Origin of the sequence: Streptomyces sp. NPDC007095 (assembly GCF_040634475.1) — a bacterium.
Taxonomy (GTDB): Bacteria; Actinomycetota; Actinomycetes; order Streptomycetales; family Streptomycetaceae; genus Streptomyces.
In genome coordinates, this window is record NZ_JBEYFS010000055.1 from 40851 (window position 1) to 57381 (window position 16531).

16 protein-coding genes are annotated in these 16531 nt (G+C 70.6%); 10 read left to right on the top strand and 6 right to left on the bottom strand.

The window, feature by feature from the left end:
* The first annotated feature begins 17 nt into the window (after window positions 1–17).
* The 7 genes from ABZ656_RS20310 (at window position 18) to ABZ656_RS20340 (ending at window position 7112) form a co-directional block, all read left to right on the top strand.
* Window positions 18–1115, top strand: coding sequence for a hypothetical protein (locus ABZ656_RS20310; RefSeq protein ID WP_360269603.1), 1098 nt, complete (start codon window positions 18–20; stop codon window positions 1113–1115).
* Between the two features lie 107 nt (window positions 1116–1222).
* On the top strand, window positions 1223–1954 hold the full coding sequence (locus tag ABZ656_RS20315) for a hypothetical protein (RefSeq protein WP_054235966.1): 732 nt from the start codon (window positions 1223–1225) through the stop codon (window positions 1952–1954).
* 605 nt (window positions 1955–2559) lie between these two features.
* Window positions 2560–4437, top strand: coding sequence for an FUSC family protein (locus ABZ656_RS20320; protein WP_360269605.1), 1878 nt, complete (start codon window positions 2560–2562; stop codon window positions 4435–4437).
* A gap of 34 nt (window positions 4438–4471) precedes the next feature.
* Window positions 4472–4777, top strand: a complete 306-nt coding sequence (locus ABZ656_RS20325; RefSeq protein ID WP_360269607.1) for a hypothetical protein — start codon at window positions 4472–4474, stop codon at window positions 4775–4777.
* Between the two features lie 24 nt (window positions 4778–4801).
* Window positions 4802–5974 (top strand): cytochrome P450, encoded by a 1173-nt coding sequence (locus ABZ656_RS20330; RefSeq protein ID WP_101405752.1) that lies wholly within the window; start codon window positions 4802–4804, stop codon window positions 5972–5974.
* A gap of 85 nt (window positions 5975–6059) precedes the next feature.
* Window positions 6060–6749, top strand: a complete 690-nt coding sequence (locus tag ABZ656_RS20335) for a DUF899 domain-containing protein (protein WP_101405753.1) — start codon at window positions 6060–6062, stop codon at window positions 6747–6749.
* Window positions 6750–6938: 189 nt separating this feature from the next.
* Window positions 6939–7112, top strand: a complete 174-nt coding sequence (locus ABZ656_RS20340) for a hypothetical protein (protein WP_095855250.1) — start codon at window positions 6939–6941, stop codon at window positions 7110–7112.
* A 12-nt stretch (window positions 7113–7124) separates the two neighbouring features.
* Here ABZ656_RS20340 and ABZ656_RS20345 read toward each other — a convergent pair whose 3' ends face one another.
* The 3 genes from ABZ656_RS20345 to ABZ656_RS20355 all read right to left on the bottom strand — a co-directional run bounded on the left by ABZ656_RS20345 (window position 7125) and on the right by ABZ656_RS20355 (window position 10550).
* Window positions 7125–9134, bottom strand: coding sequence for an ABC transporter ATP-binding protein (locus ABZ656_RS20345; protein WP_360269610.1), 2010 nt, complete (start codon window positions 9132–9134; stop codon window positions 7125–7127).
* Between the two features lie 256 nt (window positions 9135–9390).
* Complete coding sequence (locus tag ABZ656_RS20350) at window positions 9391–9774, bottom strand: hypothetical protein (RefSeq protein ID WP_360269612.1); 384 nt, start codon at window positions 9772–9774, stop codon at window positions 9391–9393.
* 59 nt (window positions 9775–9833) lie between these two features.
* Window positions 9834–10550 (bottom strand): ATP-binding protein, encoded by a 717-nt coding sequence (locus tag ABZ656_RS20355; protein WP_101405756.1) that lies wholly within the window; start codon window positions 10548–10550, stop codon window positions 9834–9836.
* A gap of 289 nt (window positions 10551–10839) precedes the next feature.
* Between ABZ656_RS20355 and ABZ656_RS20360 the strand changes: the two genes are divergently transcribed.
* Together ABZ656_RS20360 and ABZ656_RS20365 are read left to right on the top strand one after the other, a co-directional pair.
* Window positions 10840–11700, top strand: coding sequence for a Scr1 family TA system antitoxin-like transcriptional regulator (locus ABZ656_RS20360; protein WP_101405758.1), 861 nt, complete (start codon window positions 10840–10842; stop codon window positions 11698–11700).
* Window positions 11701–11979 (top strand): DUF397 domain-containing protein, encoded by a 279-nt coding sequence (locus ABZ656_RS20365; protein WP_101405759.1) that lies wholly within the window; start codon window positions 11701–11703, stop codon window positions 11977–11979.
* A gap of 156 nt (window positions 11980–12135) precedes the next feature.
* Here ABZ656_RS20365 and ABZ656_RS20370 read toward each other — a convergent pair whose 3' ends face one another.
* On the bottom strand, window positions 12136–13548 hold the full coding sequence (locus ABZ656_RS20370; RefSeq protein ID WP_360269615.1) for a PLP-dependent aminotransferase family protein: 1413 nt from the start codon (window positions 13546–13548) through the stop codon (window positions 12136–12138).
* Window positions 13549–13634: 86 nt separating this feature from the next.
* Between ABZ656_RS20370 and ABZ656_RS20375 the strand changes: the two genes are divergently transcribed.
* A complete protein-coding gene (locus ABZ656_RS20375; protein WP_360269621.1) occupies window positions 13635–14105 on the top strand; it encodes a carboxymuconolactone decarboxylase family protein in 471 nt (156 codons plus the stop codon).
* Window positions 14106–14154: 49 nt separating this feature from the next.
* Here ABZ656_RS20375 and ABZ656_RS20380 read toward each other — a convergent pair whose 3' ends face one another.
* Together ABZ656_RS20380 and ABZ656_RS20385 are read right to left on the bottom strand one after the other, a co-directional pair.
* Entirely contained in the window at window positions 14155–15642 is a 1488-nt protein-coding gene (locus tag ABZ656_RS20380) for a glutamate synthase subunit beta (protein WP_360269617.1), read from the bottom strand.
* Between the two features lie 158 nt (window positions 15643–15800).
* Entirely contained in the window at window positions 15801–16280 is a 480-nt protein-coding gene (locus ABZ656_RS20385) for an anthrone oxygenase family protein (protein WP_101405763.1), read from the bottom strand.
* Window positions 16281–16531 lie beyond the last annotated feature (251 nt).

Below are 16531 nucleotides of genomic sequence, written 5' to 3' on the forward strand. Positions count from 1 at the left end.
GGACACCGGGGGCGGGTATGGCGACACCTTTGTACGTTCCGGGACTGCCCGCGAAACGCGCGGCATTGGCCGGATTCCAGCGAGCGGATCTTCACGAGAAGAAGCGGGTGCAGCCGCTGTGGACGATTCCACCGCGGATCAAGCGGAAGAAGGTAGCTGAAGGCGGAGGCGGCGGTCTTGAACCGGATGACCCGGTCCAACTGGCCCAGCACCTTCGCAAGATCTCCGGGGACATCGGTGACAAGCACGGCCTCCACCCGGGTTGGGTCGACGCCCGCAATGCGGAGGACTCCCTCGACCTTGTCGTCGAGCATGTGTGGCAAGAGATCTGTACGGGGCAATTCGGTTGCGAGCTGCGGCCGGTTACCGGACCCGAGCGTGATCCACTGCAACAGATTGTCGCGGCTGAGGCCGCTCAGGAGTGGGGCAACGGCCTCGGGGTGCGGGTTCGGCTCTTCGCCCGACCGGAAGGGGAACTGCGTGAGCAGTGCAGACGACTGGTTGTCCGGCTGCGTCGTTACGGCCTGCCACTGGATCTGCTCCTGGACCTGTACGAGGTCGGCAGCGTCGACAAGGCGGTGGTTCACGCCCTTCGATCCTGGAGTGAACTCGGCGCGCTGGCCGAATGGCGGACCGTGGCTTTGCTCGGCGGTTCTTTCCCGTGGGGTTCGAAGCAGCTGAAAGATCACGATCTGACCGAGGTGCTCCGCGCGGAACGAGAAGTCTGGCAAGCGGTGCGGCACCGCCTTGAGCCTCACGGGACGCACGTCACCTTCGGCGACTACTCGGTCGTCCATCCCCGGAGTGGTGACGAGCCGCCCCTTAGGCTGCCGTTTGTCTACGAGAAACCCCGCTACACCACGGCCGAGCACCTCCTCGTCGGCAAGGGTGCCCGGCGGGGAACAGGTGAAGAGAGCCGCATGCAGATGCTTGCCGAACGCATCGTCGGTGACCCTGAGTTCCGTATGTCTCGCAGCGCCGGTGAGCTATGGCTGCAGGACCAGGCGGACGCGACTGTGCTGGCAAGCGCTGGGAACCCGGAGGTGTGGGTCAAGTACGGCCACATACAGCACATAACGTACATGGCCGACCAGCTACGCGAGCTGACGCAGTGAACTGCCGGACTGGCGCACTCGGATGCGGCGGGCCCAGGCATCGCCCGGGAGTCCGGCGTCGAATAACCCTTCGAAAAGCCCCCGCCGCCACTGCTACCGTCACCGACGTGGCGAAACTCAATCAGATCATCGCAGTGGAGAAGGGCATCAAGTCCAAGTCCCATCAGGACCTGACGGCCGCTCATCACGGGCTGCAGAAGCCCGCATTGCTGGCCGGCATCTCGCGGACCTATCAGCCGAAGGACGAGGAGGGCGAGCAGCTGCCGCCCGAGTCGACGCGGGTGCAGGTGCAGGCCGAGGACGTGTTGCGGGAGACCGCGGGGACGCTCACCCGGCTGTTCGACGTGACCGCCACCAAGGACTGGGCGAACTGCACGGCCCGGGCGGATGTGAAGGTGGACGGGCGGGTCCTCGTCGCCGACGTGCCCGTGTCGTATCTGCTCTTCCTCGAGAAGCAGCTCACCGATCTCAACACCTTTGTGCGGAAGCTGCCCGTTCTCGACGCCTCCGAGTCGTGGGTGCAGGATCCGTCGACGGACGCGTGGAAGACCGAACCCGTCAGGACGCTGCGGACCAAGAAGGTGCCGCGCAACCACGTCAAGGCCGAGGCCACCGAGAAGCATCCCGCCCAGGTCGAGGTGTACTACGAGGACATCCCCGTCGGGTACTGGACGACCGTGAAGTTCTCCGGCGCCCTGCCCGCGCGACGCGTGAACGAACTGCTCGACCGGGTCGAGAAGTTGCAGCAGGCCGTCAAGTTCGCCCGGGAAGAGGCGAACGGCGTGGACGTCGTCGACCAGCGCGTCGGGGACTCCGTGTTCGGCTACCTGTTCGGGTAGCCTCTGAAACTCCCCGGCCACAACGCACCACGGCCGGGGTGCGCGAGGAGCGCAAGCTGAACCTGAAGCTTGTCGTGAATGCACGGTTCCAGTGGAGGTTCGAGTCCTCCCCGCGGCACCACAGGCACTCCACGGAGTGCCCACGCGCCGCGGTAGCCCAACTCGGCAGAGGTAGACCGTGATCAATCTCAGACTCTTGCTCCAGACTCAGCATTCGCCACCGATCGCCGGATCAACCGGGCCCAGGCCCCGGGACGCCGAAATGCTGGTTCAAGTCCAGTCCGCGCAGCTCGATGCGTGGTGGTCCAAAGGCAGGACGCGGCGACATAACGACTGACCTGGGTTCTCAAGCGTGCCGGCGTGCGACATGGGTGGCATCACAAGGGTCCGGGGGCCGGCTACGCCCTCGGACCCGCTCCGTTCCATCCCCTTCATCCCCGGCCGACCGGCAGTTGCGTTCATAAAGAACGCGGCATCCCCGCGATGCGTCACCTTCCGGAAATACATACGTTCCATTTCCTCCGGCAACGCGATCTACCGTAGGCAGTACACCGCCCGGCCGATGTCGCCCGAAGGCGCCCCCGCCCTCGCCCGACAGGAGTCCCGTGTCCCGCCTCAGTGCCGCCGTACCGCCCTGGCTCGCCCATGCCCTGCGCGCACAGCGCGGCCCCGTGCCCTGGAGCGCGGTCGTGCGGGGCGCTCTGGCCGCCGGGCCGCTGCTGCTCGCGGCGGTGCTGAGCGGGCGCACGTCCGTCGGTGTCGTCGCCTCTCTGGGCGCCATGCTCGCCGGGATCAACGACCGGCCGGGCAGTCGTAGGGCCGCGGTCAGGCGGCTCGGCGTGCCGGCGCTCGCCGGAGCCGGCGGGCTGCTCGTGGGGTCGTACGCCGGACAGCACGTCGGCGCCGTGACGCTCACCCTCCTTCTCACCGTGCTCGGACTGCTCGCCGGAGCCGTCAGCGCCGTCGGGCCCGTCGCGAGCGGAGCGGGTACGCAACTGCTCGTCGCCGCCGCCATCGGGGCCGGAATGCCGCTGCCCGAGCCCGGCTGGCAGCGTGCGCTCTTCTTCGTCGCCGGGGCCGGGTGGCTGCTCGTGCTGCGGCTCGCGCTGCCCACACCCGGGGCCACCGCCGGCGACTACCGCTTCGACGGGGAGCGGGACGCCGTCGGAGGTGTGTACGACGCCGTCGCCGCGCTGCTCGAAGCGGTCGGAGGGCCGGACGCGCCCGGTCGCAGGGTCGCCCTCACCGCCGCGCTCGACCATGCCCAGGACGCGCTCGGCGGGCCCCGGCTGCGGCGGTACGCCAGTTCCGCGGCGGAGCGGAGGCTGCACGCGCAGTACGCCGCCGCGCTCCCGCTCGCCGAGGCCGCCACCGCGCTCGCCTGGGCGGGCGAGGCGGTGCCCGCAAGGGCCGCCGAAGGGCCGCGGCGGCTCGCCCTCGCCGTACGGACCGGTACGCACACCGGGCCGCTGCCCGCGCCCAGCCGTTCCGCACCGGCCCTGCGCGCCCTCGACGACGCACTCCTGCACGCCGCCGACGCCTTCGACGGGGGTGGCGACGACAACGCGCTGCACACGCGGCGGTGTACCGCCACGTCCCTCGCCCGCACGGCCCTCGGTTCCGGAGGACGCGAGTACGGGCTCCGGGTCGCCCTCTGCTTCGGGGCCAGCGTGGCCGTGGCGCAGGCCCTGCACCACGGCCACTGGTACGGCAGCCACTCCCACTGGTACTGGCTCCCCGCGACCGCCGTCTTCCTGGTCAAGCCCGACCTCGGACCGCTCGCCTCACGCGTGATCTGCCGGGCGGCGGGAACCGTGCTCGGAGCCGTCCTCTTCGCCGGGTTCGCGGCACTGCTCCCGCGCCCCGCCGGGCTGGTCGCCCTGGTGGCGCTGTGCGGCGCCCTGATCCCCGTCGCCACCCGGCACTTCGCGGCGCAGACCGCCGTCGTCACCGTGCTCGTGCTCTCCCTCGTCATGGTGGGCGGGGAACCACAGGCCTCCTGGAGCCGGATCGGCGAGACGCTGCTGGCCTGCGCGATCGTGCTGCTCGTCGGACATCTGCCCGCGCTCGGGCAGCGCGGGGGAGGGGTACGGGCACGGCTCACCCGCGCCGCCGAGGCCGCGCACCTGTACCTCGCCCACGTACTGGACGACGGCACGACCGACGACCGGGCCGGCCGCTGGGCCCTGCGCCGCGAGGCCTACCGCGCGCTCGCCGAGGCCCGCGCCTCGATCGACCTCGCCGCCGCCGAACTCCCCGCCCTGGCCCGGCACGCCGAGGGAACGGACGAGGTCGCGGCCACCCTCGAACGCCTCGTCGACACCACGACCGCGTGCGCCGTGCAGCTCGACGACACCGGACGGCTCACCCCCCAGCACACCGAACGCATCGCCGAACTCCTCGACGAACTGGCCGAAGGACGGGAACGCGCGGGGCTGGCGGCGAAGGAGGGGCAGGCGCCACCTGTTTCACTCGCGGGCTGAGCACCGGGAGCCCGACCCGTCGCACGGTGACGCCATGACGTCGTCCGTCCCGACCCCGTCCACCCCCAACTCGTCCGCGGCGGGCCCCGCCGACCTCCTCATCACCGGATGCACCGCGCTCGTGCACGACGAGCACGAGGAGATCGGGTTCGTCGAGGACGCCTCGATCGTCGTACGGGCCGGGGTCATCGAGGCGGCCACGCGCGAGACGCGCCTTGCGGACGCGCGACCGTGTGCCGCTGACATTCGATCTGCCCGCCACGGTCGGGGAGTTGGGGGAGCGGTTGCCCGCGCCCGTCGATCGGGCCACGGGAGGCGGATTCAGGAGTACGACACCTGATCCACTCTGCCTAGGCTGGAGGGCATGGACCCCGCAGAAGGCCTCATCGACCACCCGTACGCCGTCTACGACCGCCTGCGCGACACCGCGCCCGTGCATCGCGTCGCCGGTACCGACGGCAACCCCGCCTGGCTCGTCACCCGGTACGAGGACGTCCGCGAGGCACTCGCGAACCCGCTGCTCTCGATGGACAAGAGGCACGCGCTGCCCGGGAGTTACCAGGGGCTGTCGCTGCCGCCCGCCCTCGACGCCAACCTCCTGAACATGGAGGCGCCCGACCACACCCGCGTCCGGCGCCTGGTGGTCCGCGCCTTCACATCACGCCGCGTCGAGCAACTGCGCACACCCGTACGGAAAACCGCCGACCGGCTCCTCGACGCGCTCGGACCGCACGGCAGCGCCGACCTGATCGCCGCGTACGCCGCGCCCCTGCCGATCACCGTCATCTGCGACCTGCTGGGCATTCCAGTCGAGCACCGCCGGGACTTCCGGGCCTGGACCGACGTGCTCGTCGCGCCGGACCCGACCCGTCCCGGGGCCGCCAAGGAGGCGGTCGCGGCCATGCTCGGGTTCCTCACCCAACTCCTCGCGGACAAACGGAAGAAGCCGGCCGACGACCTGCTCTCCGACCTGATCGCGGTGCGCGACGAGGGCGACCGGCTCACCGAGGACGAGCTGATGTCGCTCGCCTTCCTCATCCTCTTCGCGGGCTACGAGAACACCGTGCAGCTCATCGGCAACGCCATCCTGGGACTGCTCACCCATCCCGACCAGCTGGCCGCCCTGCGCGCGAACCCGGAGCGGTTCCCCGACGCCGTCGAGGAGTTCGCGCGCCACGAAGGGCCCGCGCTGCTCGCCATCCGGCGCTTCCCCGTAGAGGACGTGACGATCGGCGAGGTCACCGTGCCCGCGGGCGAGACCGTCCTGCTGTCCCTGGCCGCGGCCAACCGGGACCCGGCCCGCTTCCCTGACCCCGAGCGCCTCGACCTCGACCGGGACGCCTCCGGCCATCTCGCCCTCGGCCGGGGCATCCACTACTGCGTGGGCGCGCCGCTGGCCCGCCTGGAGACGGAGATCGCCGTGTCCGCGCTCCTGGAACGCCTTCCGGACCTCGCGCTCGCCGCCGACCCGGCCGAACTGCGGTGGCGGCCCTCCCTGCGCGCCCGCGGCCTGCTCGCGCTCCCGGTGACGTACTGAATCCAGAAATTCTCCGCCGGCACCGATGAGTTCTGCTCCCACGCCCGGTCACCACTGCGAAGGCACCGCTCCCTAGGAGGGACACATGACGCTTCCGCAGATCGTCTCGAGCGAGGAGTGGCGCGCCGCGCGCGAGAAACTGCTGGTCAAGGAGAAGGCGGCGACCCGCGCACGGGACGCGCTCAACGCGGCGCGGCGCGGGTTGCCGATGGTCGAGATCGACAAGGAGTACGTGTTCGAGGGCGGCGACGGCAAGGCGGCCTTGCTCGACCTCTTCGAAGGGTGCCACCAACTCGTCGTCTACCACTTCATGTTCGCGCCGGAGTGGGACGCGGGCTGCCGCAGCTGCTCGGCCTTCCTCGACCAGATCGGCCACCTCGCCCATCTGCGGGCCCGGGGCACGCAGTTCGCCGCCGTGTCCCGGGCGCCGTACACGAAGATCCTGCCGTTCAAGGCCCGTATGGGGTGGACGGTGCCCTGGTACTCGTCGTACGACAGCGACTTCAACTACGACTTCAGGGTGTCCGTCGAGGTCGACGACGAGCCCTGCGAGCGGCCGGGCGTGAGCTGCTTCCTGCGGGACCGGGACAGGGTCTTCCACACCTACTCGACGTACGAGCGCGGCCTCGACGGGCTCGGCTCCACGACCACCCTGCTGGATCTCACGGCACTCGGCAGGCAGGAGGAGTGGGAGGTGCCCCGGGGGCGCGCCTCGGCACTGGGGGCGCCGGCGGGCAGCGGGCGGATCCGGTACCACGACGAGTACGAGGAATGACAAGAAAGTACGAGAAGGGAAAACTCACGAAATGAAACGCGCACAGGCCGAGAGTTCCCTCACAGCGGAGTAGTGAACGAGTGTTGACTATGTCTCAGTACCGTCACTGACCGAGCCGTTCACCCCGCCTTTGGCGTTTAACTCTATGAGTACGCGTCATGAGTACGGCGCGTTACATGGAGGTGCAGGGTGAACGGGCGAATGGTGCTGGAGCGCTTTCCCGCCGGAGGGCCGCGCGGTTCGTGGCCCGCCGAGGAGTTCGCGCAGGCGTGCCGCCTTCAGGGGCAGGCCGCCGAGGTCGTCATGGACCTCGCCTCGGACGCGTTTTTGGTGATCGTGCGTGCCGGGGAACTCGTCGAGTGAGGCCGGCCGAGGTCAGCCCACCTTCGGAGCGGGCACTGTCGGAGCGGGCACTTTCGTAGGAAGCATCGTGGGCACCTTCGTCGTGAACTGCTCGGCCTGCAAGGAGTACAGCTCGGCGTAGACACCGCCCTTCGCCAGCAGTTCGTCCGGACTGCCGGACTCCACCAGACGACCTTGTTCGAGGACATGCACCAGATCGGCGTGGCGGACCGAGGCCAGCCGGTGGGTGATGAGGACGACCGTCTGGCCGCTGCCCGCCAGGGCCCTGATCTTGTCGAAGACCTCCAGCTCGGCCCGGGCGTCGAGCGCCGCGGTCGGCTCGTCCACGATCAGGATGCGACCACGGCGGTACGCGGCCCGTGCGATGCCCAGCCGCTGCCACTGCCCGCCCGACAGCTCGTGCCCGCCGCTGAAACCGCGGGCCAGCAGCGTGTCCAGACCGCGGGGCAGGTCGGCGACCACGTCCTCGGCCCCGGCCGCCGTCACCGACGAGGTGACGCGCTCGTCCGTCAGCGGCGCCGAGGCACGGCCGACCGCCACGTTGACGCGGGCCGTGAACGGCCAGCGTTTGAAGTCCTGCGCCACCATCGCGATGCGTTCGGCGAGTTGCTGCCGGTCCGCGGTCGCCGCGTCGACGCCGTCCCACAGGATCCGGCCCCGCTCGGGCGCGTACAGGCCCGCGAGCAGCTTCACCAGGGTCGTCTTGCCCGAGCCGTTCTCGCCGACGAGCGCCACGATCTTGCCGAGCGGCAGACGGAGGGTGACGTCCGCGAGCGCCGGCCGTGTCGAGGCGCCCGGATAGGTGAACGTGACGTTCTCGAAGCGGATTTCGCTCGGATCGTCGGGGAGCGGTTCGCCGCCCACCGGGATCGCGCGCTCGGCCGCCTCCACGTACAGGCGTTGCAGATCGCCCACGAACAGGGCCTCCTCATGGAGGGAGTTGACCTCCAGGACGAGCGTGTCGAGGCTCGCGGAGCCGGTGCGGATCGCGATCACGGCCGTACCGGCGACGGAGAGTGCCATCGCACCGGCGAGCAGCAGTCCGCCGAGCGTCGCGTACGTCGCCACGGTGGCGATGCCCGTCCAGCCCGCCGCGACCAGGCCGGTGCGGGCGGAGAGACGGGCCAGGCGGGCCTGTTCCGCCTCCGCGGTCTCCGACATCGAGCGGAAGTGACGCAGCAGGAAGGGGCCGACGCCATGCACGCGGATCTCCGGGGCCGCTGCGGGCTCGGTGAGCAGACTGCTGATCAGATGCCCGGCGCGGGCGTGCTGCACCCAGGTGTGGAAGGACTCGTAGCGGCGCCGGGCGATCGTCAGGGAACTCCAGGCGCTCGGCAGCGTCATCGTCACGAGCAGCGGCAGCAGGGCGGGGTGCAGCACGGTCAGCACGCCCGCGGCCGCGATGAGCGAGATCATCGCGTTCACCACGCGGGTGGCGATCGCGATCATGCGGCGGGCCGAGGAGGCACCGTACTGCGCGGTGTCCAGCAGCTTGTGAAAGGCGTCGTCCTCGATCGCGGACAGTTCGACGGCCGCCGCGCGCTCCAGGTACAGCTCGGTGGCGACGCGTTCCACCTTGGGTTCCAGGCGCCCGGTGGCATACGTGGAGGCCGCCCGCAGCAGCGCGCCGAGCAGCATGACGGCGGCGACCGTGATCAGCGCCGGGACCGCGCCGTGCAGCCGGTCCCCGACGGAGCCGCTCGTCATCAGCCGGCCCAGCACGATGTTGACGGCCAGCAGGCTCACCGCCTGCGCCGCGCCCCGGGCCAGTTCGGCGGACACCACGATCCGGGCGGCGCGGCGGTCGGCGGTCCAGGCGAGCCGGAAACTGGACGCGAGCAGGGACGGCAGCCGCGTCACCATCGCGCGGAAGTTCAACTCGAGGAACGCGTCGGAGTGCTGCGACCAGCCCATGTCATAGCGCAGCGGGCCGCCGAAGAGCAGGTGTTCGGAGGCGGACGGCGCCGGTTTGTCGTCGTCGCGTTTCTTCTTGCGCGCTTTCCCTGTGGTCTTCCCCACCATCGGCCTCCCCGGGAACGGATGAACGGTGCCCTCCCCAGGAACACGGCACTCCACTCGTGGTGATGGCCGAGTACGGGTGGCGACCGGCGCACTTCGGACACACTCGCCAGCCCCCGAACCGGACGACTACGCGCCGTTCACCGACCGGACGACTACGCGCCGTTCACCGACCGGAGAGTCACGTGCCGTTCGGCGACCGGAGAGTCACGTGCCGTTCGGCGACCGGAGAGTCACGTGCCGATCGTCGACAGCAGGGTCACGCGCTGATCGGACGCGACCAGACGGGTGTCGTACCGGTGACCCGGCACAGGGCCAGATAGAGGGGGATCGGCGGGGTGTACGGCAGGGTGCCGGCCGGCTTGTGGATGAGGCCGGGGGTGTGCGGGGTGTCCGGTACGACCGCCCCGGCGGCGTAGCGGGCGGGTGCGGGCCAGTCCAGGGCCACATCGGACTCGGAGGGCACGAGCCACCACCAGTGCGCCCCGTCGGCGTACACACAGCCCACCCGGGGCAGCCGGGTCATCAGCAGGGGGCCGAACCGGGCGGGCACCGCGACCGCGTCGCAGCCCAGCGGTACCGTCATGCCCTCGGGCACGGGGAGACGTCGCAGCGCCTTGGACGCCGTCTGCTCGCGCCTCAAGCGGACCAGCGTGTCCAGGCTCAGGACCTGAGCACCGGGTCCTGTCGCCGACGTACCCCTCACAGCCTCCCTCGATCCCGGCTCTGCCCGATCGGGGGGACCCCCATGGTCCGCGTCCCCCAGGAGGTTTCCCTCCTCCAGGACCCTTCCCTCCTCCAGGACCCTTCCGTCCTCCAGGAGGGTTCCGTTCCCCAGGACGCTTCCGTCCCGGTGCCCCGGCCGTCGGCCGGTGGCTTCCTCGCGCCCCATCCGAGGTCGGAGCGGGCCGCTGCGGCAGTCGTGGCGTCGGCGGCCGGGGAGCGCGGGAGATCAGCCCATACCAGCAGCCCCGGCGCGGTGTCCTGGGCGCCCCAGGACCGGCACACCGCCGTGACGAGCAGCAGCCCCCTGCCGTGTTCCTCCTCGGGACGCTGCGGCGAGGGGTGCGGCTCATCGGGAGCGCATCCCTCGTCACGTACGGCTATCCGCACCAGGTCGTTCCCGTCGTGCAGCTCGCACACCACACGCGCGCTCGCGCTGTGCACGATGGCGTTGGTGACCAGCTCGGAGACGACGAGGACCGCCGTGTCACAGGTGTCGTCGGACACGTCCCAGCCGGAGAGCCGGGCGCGCGTCAGGTGCCGGGCCTGAGCCACGGAACCCGGGTGTGCGGCCAGCTCGAAGCGGAACCGGCGCGCGGCGGCGGCGCCAGGGCGCACCCCTGCGGCGGCACGCAGACCGGAGCGGTCCTCGGCGGCGTCTGTTCCTAAGGGCGCGGACGGAATCACGCTTGCCACTATCTCCCCGCCGTGAACACTTGGCAAGTGTCACTCTGAAAATTGCAGAGTGCCGTGTGACTCTGAGAAGTGCCGTGGCACACTGCTGGCAACAGCACGCCGAGCGGCGCCAGTTGGGATCGTCGAAGAAGTCGAAGAAGACGAAGAAGACGAAGAGGACCCCGAACGGCGCCGTCCGGTCTGTCATGACGCAGTACCTGTTCAGAACCGTTCAGAACGGCGTCCGACCGTTCACGACGGCATCCGACCGTCGCAACGGCGTCTGTTCGGGACTCAGTGGAGGTGGGACGTGAGCGAACCGCGGTCCGCGCCGACGGTCGGCCAGGTCGTCCTCGGCCGGCGCCTGCTGGACCTACGGGAACGCGCGGGTCTCAAACGTGAGGAGGCGGCGCGCATCCTGCGTGTCGCGCCCGCCACGGTCCGCCGGATGGAGATGGCCGAAGTCGCCCTCAAAATCCCGTACCTCCAGCTCCTGCTGAAGTCGTACGGGGTGTCGGACGAGGAGGCCGAGGCCTTCGTCCAACTGGCCGAGGAGGCCAACCGACCCGGCTGGTGGCAGCGCTTCCATGACATCCTGCCGGGCTGGTTCTCGATGTATGTCAGCCTGGAGGGCGCCGCCACCCTCATCCGTTCGTACGAACCCCACTTCGTGCCCGGAATCCTGCAGACCGAGGAGTACGCCCGTGGCGTCCTGAAGTCGGGCGCCATCGGCCAGACCAGACCCGAGGACATCGAGCGCCATGTGGCGCTGCGCATGCAACGCCAGAATCTGCTCACTCGTGAAGGCGCACCCCGGATCTGGGCCGTGATGGACGAGACGGCCCTGCGCCGCCCCGTCCGCGGTCCCGAGGTGATGCGCGCCCAGATCGACAAGCTGATCGAGGCCACGAAGCTGCCCAACGTGACGCTCCAGGTCGTCCCGTTCTCCACGGGGCCGCACCCCGGCACGTACGGGCCCTTCGTGCTGTTTCGCTTTGCCATGCCCGAACTCCCGGACATGGTCTACAGCGAGTACCTGACCGGCGCTGTCTATCTGGACGAGCGTTCCGAGGTGGCGACTCACCTCGAGGTCATGGACCGCATGGCGGCTCAGGCCGCCACGGCACATCGCACGAAGGAGATCCTCCGGGATTTCCGCAAGGAGCTGTGAATGGACAACATCAAGCAGCGGATACGCAATGAGCGGATCCGCGATGAGCGGATCTACAACGGGATGCCCGCCCGTGAACTGGGCAGCGAGGGCTGGCACAAGCCGTGGAGCGGCGGCAACGGCGGCAACTGCCTGGAGGCGATGAAGCTCGCGGACGGGCGTATCGCCGTCCGCCAGTCGGCGGATCCGGACGGACCCGCGCTGATCTACACACCCGGTGAGATGACCGCGTTCATCCAGGGCGCCAAGGAGGGGGTGGCGGACTTCCTTCTTTCCTGAACTCTCTTGAAATTGATGCTGAATAAATTGGTGCTGAATTGATTGCTTGCAGCGGTAGAAGACCGAGACCGTAGGACCACGACAACAAACGCTTTACGCAACGAACGCTTTACGCGACAAACGCATTACCTGGCGGGGCGTCGGCCAAGAGGGTGTCTAGGGACCCGGCGGCAGCGCCCCGCACAACGCCTCCAACGCCGCCCCGTACACATGCTCCGAGGGTGTCGCGTAACCCACCACCAGCCCGTCCGGCGCGGACATCGTCGCCTCCGGATGCCGGAACCCGGCGAGCCCGTCGAGCGCGACACCCTGCCAGGTCGCTGCCTTGACGGCCGACCGCTCGGTGCCGGGCGGCAGCCGCAGCACCGCGTGCAGCCCGGCCGCGATCCCCGTCACCTCGATGTGCGGCGCCTGCTCCGCGAGGGCCGCGACGAGCCGGTCACGCCGCCCGCGATACCGCTGCCGCATCCGGCGGACATGACGGTCGTACGACCCGGAGGCGAGGAAGTCCGCGAGCGCCAGCTGCTCCAGGACGCTCGCCCACGCCTCCCGATCGCCTTTGACGGCGAGGACGGCGTCGACGTACCGCCGCGGCAGGACCATCCAGCCGAGCCGCAGCGCGGGCGACAGACTCTTGCTCACCGAGCCGATGTGGACGACCCGCTCGGGGTCCAGTCCCTGCACGGCGCCGACGGGCTTGCGGTCGTAGCGGAACTCGCCGTCGTAGTCGTCCTCCAGAATCACGCCGCCACGCGCGCGTGCCCAGTCGACGACGGCGGCCCGCCGCTCCGGGTGCAGCGGGCCACCGGTCGGGAACTGGTGCGCGGGCGTGAGCAGGACCGCCCGCTCCCGGCCCAACCCGCCCACCTGGGCGCCGTCCTCGTCCAGCGGCAGCGGCACGGTCCGGACCGACGCGGCGGCCAGCAGCTCGCGGTGGAAGCCGAGGCCGTACGACTCGACCGCCAGCGGTCCGCGCAACACGCCCGGGAAGAGCAGCCGCAGGGCGTGCGCGAAGCCCGAACAGATCACGATCCGTCCCGGCTCGGTGCGCACGCCACGCGCGCGTGCCAGGTACTCGGCGAGAGCCTCGCGCAGTTCGACGCGGCCCGCGGGATCGCCGGGCCCGAAGGCCGAGTTGGGCGCCTGCTGGAGCGCCCGACGATACGAGGCGAGCCATGCGGCGCGCGGGAACGACGAGGCGTCAGGTGTCCCCTGCCGCAGATCGTGTCGGGGTCCACGCGCGCGTGGAGGTGCCTTTTTCGGTACGCGCTCCGGGGCAACCAGTGGTTCGGCGCGCTCGGCAACGCGGGTGCCCGAGCCCTGCCGGGCGGTCAGCCAGCCCTCGGCGACGAGTTCGGCGTACGCGTCGGCGACCGTGTTGCGGGCCACGCCCAAGTCGGCGGCGAGCGAGCGATACGGCGGCAGCCGGGTGCCCGGGGCGAGCCTGCCACCGCGTACCGCCTCGCGCAGCGCCCGGATCAGCGCGGCCCGCCGGCCGCCCGGCCCGGACAGCTCCAGATGCAGGTCGGCGCCGATCCGCTCCGCAGAATTGACCCATGATTCCGCCATGGAAATGCACCCTACAACCGGTCTTTCCGGTCCGTAGATTCATGGTCATGACGACGAACACGAACACGACGAACGCGAGGGACATCATGAACACGACCGCCACCGTTCCCGCTCGCCTCGACTTCGCCAAGTCCGCCCCGAAGGTCTTCCGTGCCCTCGTCGGCTTCGACGCGGCGGCCCGCGACGGGCTCGACCCGGCCCTCGTCGAACTGATCCAGATCCGCGCCTCCCACCTCAACCACTGCGCGTACTGCCTCCACATGCACACCAACGACGCCCGCAAGGCCGGCGAGAGCGAAGACCGGCTGCACATGGTCCCGGTGTGGCGCGAGGCCCGGCACTTCTTCACCGAGAGGGAGCGCGCGGCCCTCGCCCTCACGGAGGCGGTCACGAGCGTCGCCGACGCCGGTGTGCCCGACGACGTCTACGCGGAGGCCGCCGCCCACTTCGACGACCAGGAACTGGCTCACGTCCTGGCCCTCATCCTCACGATCAACACCTGGAACCGGGTCGCGCTGTCCACGGCGAAGGTGGCGGGCACGGACGAACGCCGCTGACCCGCACGGCTTCGCAGCCCCGGGGTCGCCCGCACCGACCGGCCCAGCCCTACGCGGTCATGGGGCGGTCGTACGGTCCGATCGGCGCCGGCAGCTGCGACGTCCCGGCCAGCGCGCGGTCCACGGCCGCCGCCACCGCCCGCCCCTCGGCGATGGCCCACACGATGAGCGACTGCCCGCGGGCCGCGTCCCCGGCGACGTACACCTTGGGGACATTGGTCGCGAAGTCGGCGCCGCGGGTGATCGTGCCCCGCGCGTCGAGCACCAGGCCGAGCTGGTCGATCAGACCGTCGTGCCGGTCGGGCCCCGAGAAGCCGAGAGCGAGCAGCACGAGGTCGGCGGGGAGAGTCCGCCCGGAGCCGGGGACCGGGCGGCGCCGCTCGTCGACCTCGACCAGATGCAGGGAGCGCACATGCCCGTCCGCGTCCCCGGTGAGGTGGAGCGTGGAAGCCGCGAAGAGGCGCGCGTCCGCGTCCGCGGCGGGCGCCGTCTCCAGGTCGCGGGCCTCCTCGTGCGCGGCCGAGAGCCGGTAGATCTTGGGGTATGTCGGCCATGGCTCGACGTCCTCGTCGCGCTCGGCCTCCGGCTGCGGATAGATGTCGAGCTGGGTCACGGACGCGGCACCCTCGCGCACGGCGGTCCCCAGACAGTCGGCGCCCGTGTCACCGCCGCCGACGATGACGACGTGCTTCCCGGCCGCGGACAAGGGCGACACCTCCAGATCCCCCTCGCACACCCGGTCGGCCAGCGGCAGATACTCCATCGCCTGATGGATGCCGGCCAACTCCCGCCCCGGAACGTCCAGTTCACGCCAGGCCGTGGCGCCCACCGCGAGCACCACGGCGTCGTAGCGCGCCCGCAGCTCGGCCGCCCCGAGGTCCCGGCCGATCGCCGTGGACGTCCGGAACTTCGTGCCCTCCGCCCGCATCTGCTCCAGCCGCCGGTCCAGATGCCGCTTCTCCATCTTGAACGCGGGGATCCCGTACCGCAGCAGCCCACCGATCCGATCGGCCCGCTCGTACACGGCGACGGTGTGCCCGGCCCGGGTCAGCTGCTGCGCCGCGGCGAGCCCGGCGGGCCCCGACCCGATCACCGCGACCGTACGGCCGGAGAGCCGGTCCGGTGGACGCGGTGGCGTGAAACCGTCCGCCCAGGCGCGGTCGGCGATGGCGACCTCGACGTTCTTGATCGTCACCGCGGGCTGGTTGATCGCGAGAACACAGCCCGCCTCGCAGGGCGCGGGGCACAGCCGGCCGGTGAACTCGGGGAAGTTGTTCGTCGCGTGCAACCGGTCGCTCGCCGCCCGCCAGTCCTCGCGCGAGACGAGGTCGTTCCACTCGGGGATCAGATTGCCCAGCGGGCAGGCGTCGTGGCAGAACGGAATGCCGCAGTCCATACAGCGGTCGGCCTGCCTGCTGATGATCGGCAGCAGCGCACCGGGGACGTACACCTCGTTCCAGTCCCGCACCCGTTCCTCGACGGGCCGGCGGGGGTACTCCTCGCGCGGAGTGGTCATGAATCCCTTGGGATCGGCCATGGCCGTCTCCCTCACGTACGCGTACCGGTACGGGGCCGCGCGACCATCGAACGCCTTCGGCCCACGGCCCCTGGGCGGCACTCCTTTCCCGCCACGATACGTCGCCTCCACGTACCCTGCCGCTCAGCTGCGGACCCCGGTCGTGGCCGGTGGCAGCCTCAGGTGAGGGCCAGCGTGTACGACACCGCCGCGGCGGCCGACGCGACCGCGCGGACGTGGTTCCACAGCGTCCACTCGCGCACGTACGAACGCCAGTACACGGCCGCCTCCGGCGTACCCGGGTCCAACTTCAGCAGCGCGTCGTTGCGCGGGACGTTAGCGACGACCGTCACCCCGAACGTCCCGAACAGATACAGCGCGCTGCCCACCAACAGCTCCACCGTCCCCTCGTCGGGCAGCAGCACGAAGGTGACCACGGCGAGCACGGCACACAGCCCCGCCGACCCGACGAACACGAGCATGAACGCCGGGCGCACCGCGGCCACGTTGATCGCGTTCATCGCCGCCACGCCCTGCGCGGGCGGCAACTCGGCGAGCCCCCGCATCACGAACGTCGAGAACCCGCAGAACACCCCGGCCACCAGCCCGCAGCCGAGCACCCCCAGCACGGTCAGCACGAAATACGGTCCATCGATCATGACAACTCCCCCGTCGCTCCCCGAAGCCCAGGATCCTGCACGGCACCCTCCGTCACCACAAGTGAAATCCCGCAGTGCCACAGTGACCATGGCCGAGGGGAGCGGAGGCATGCGCGAGCGTCCAGAACCGGGTGGCCACACCCTCGCCGGACGGCACGCCGTCACGCGCGTGCCGCGAGCTCGCCGTGCCACCCCTGGAGCCGCGCCTCCACCGCGGCCGCGATCCGCCGGCGCGCCTCGTGCCGCGGCAC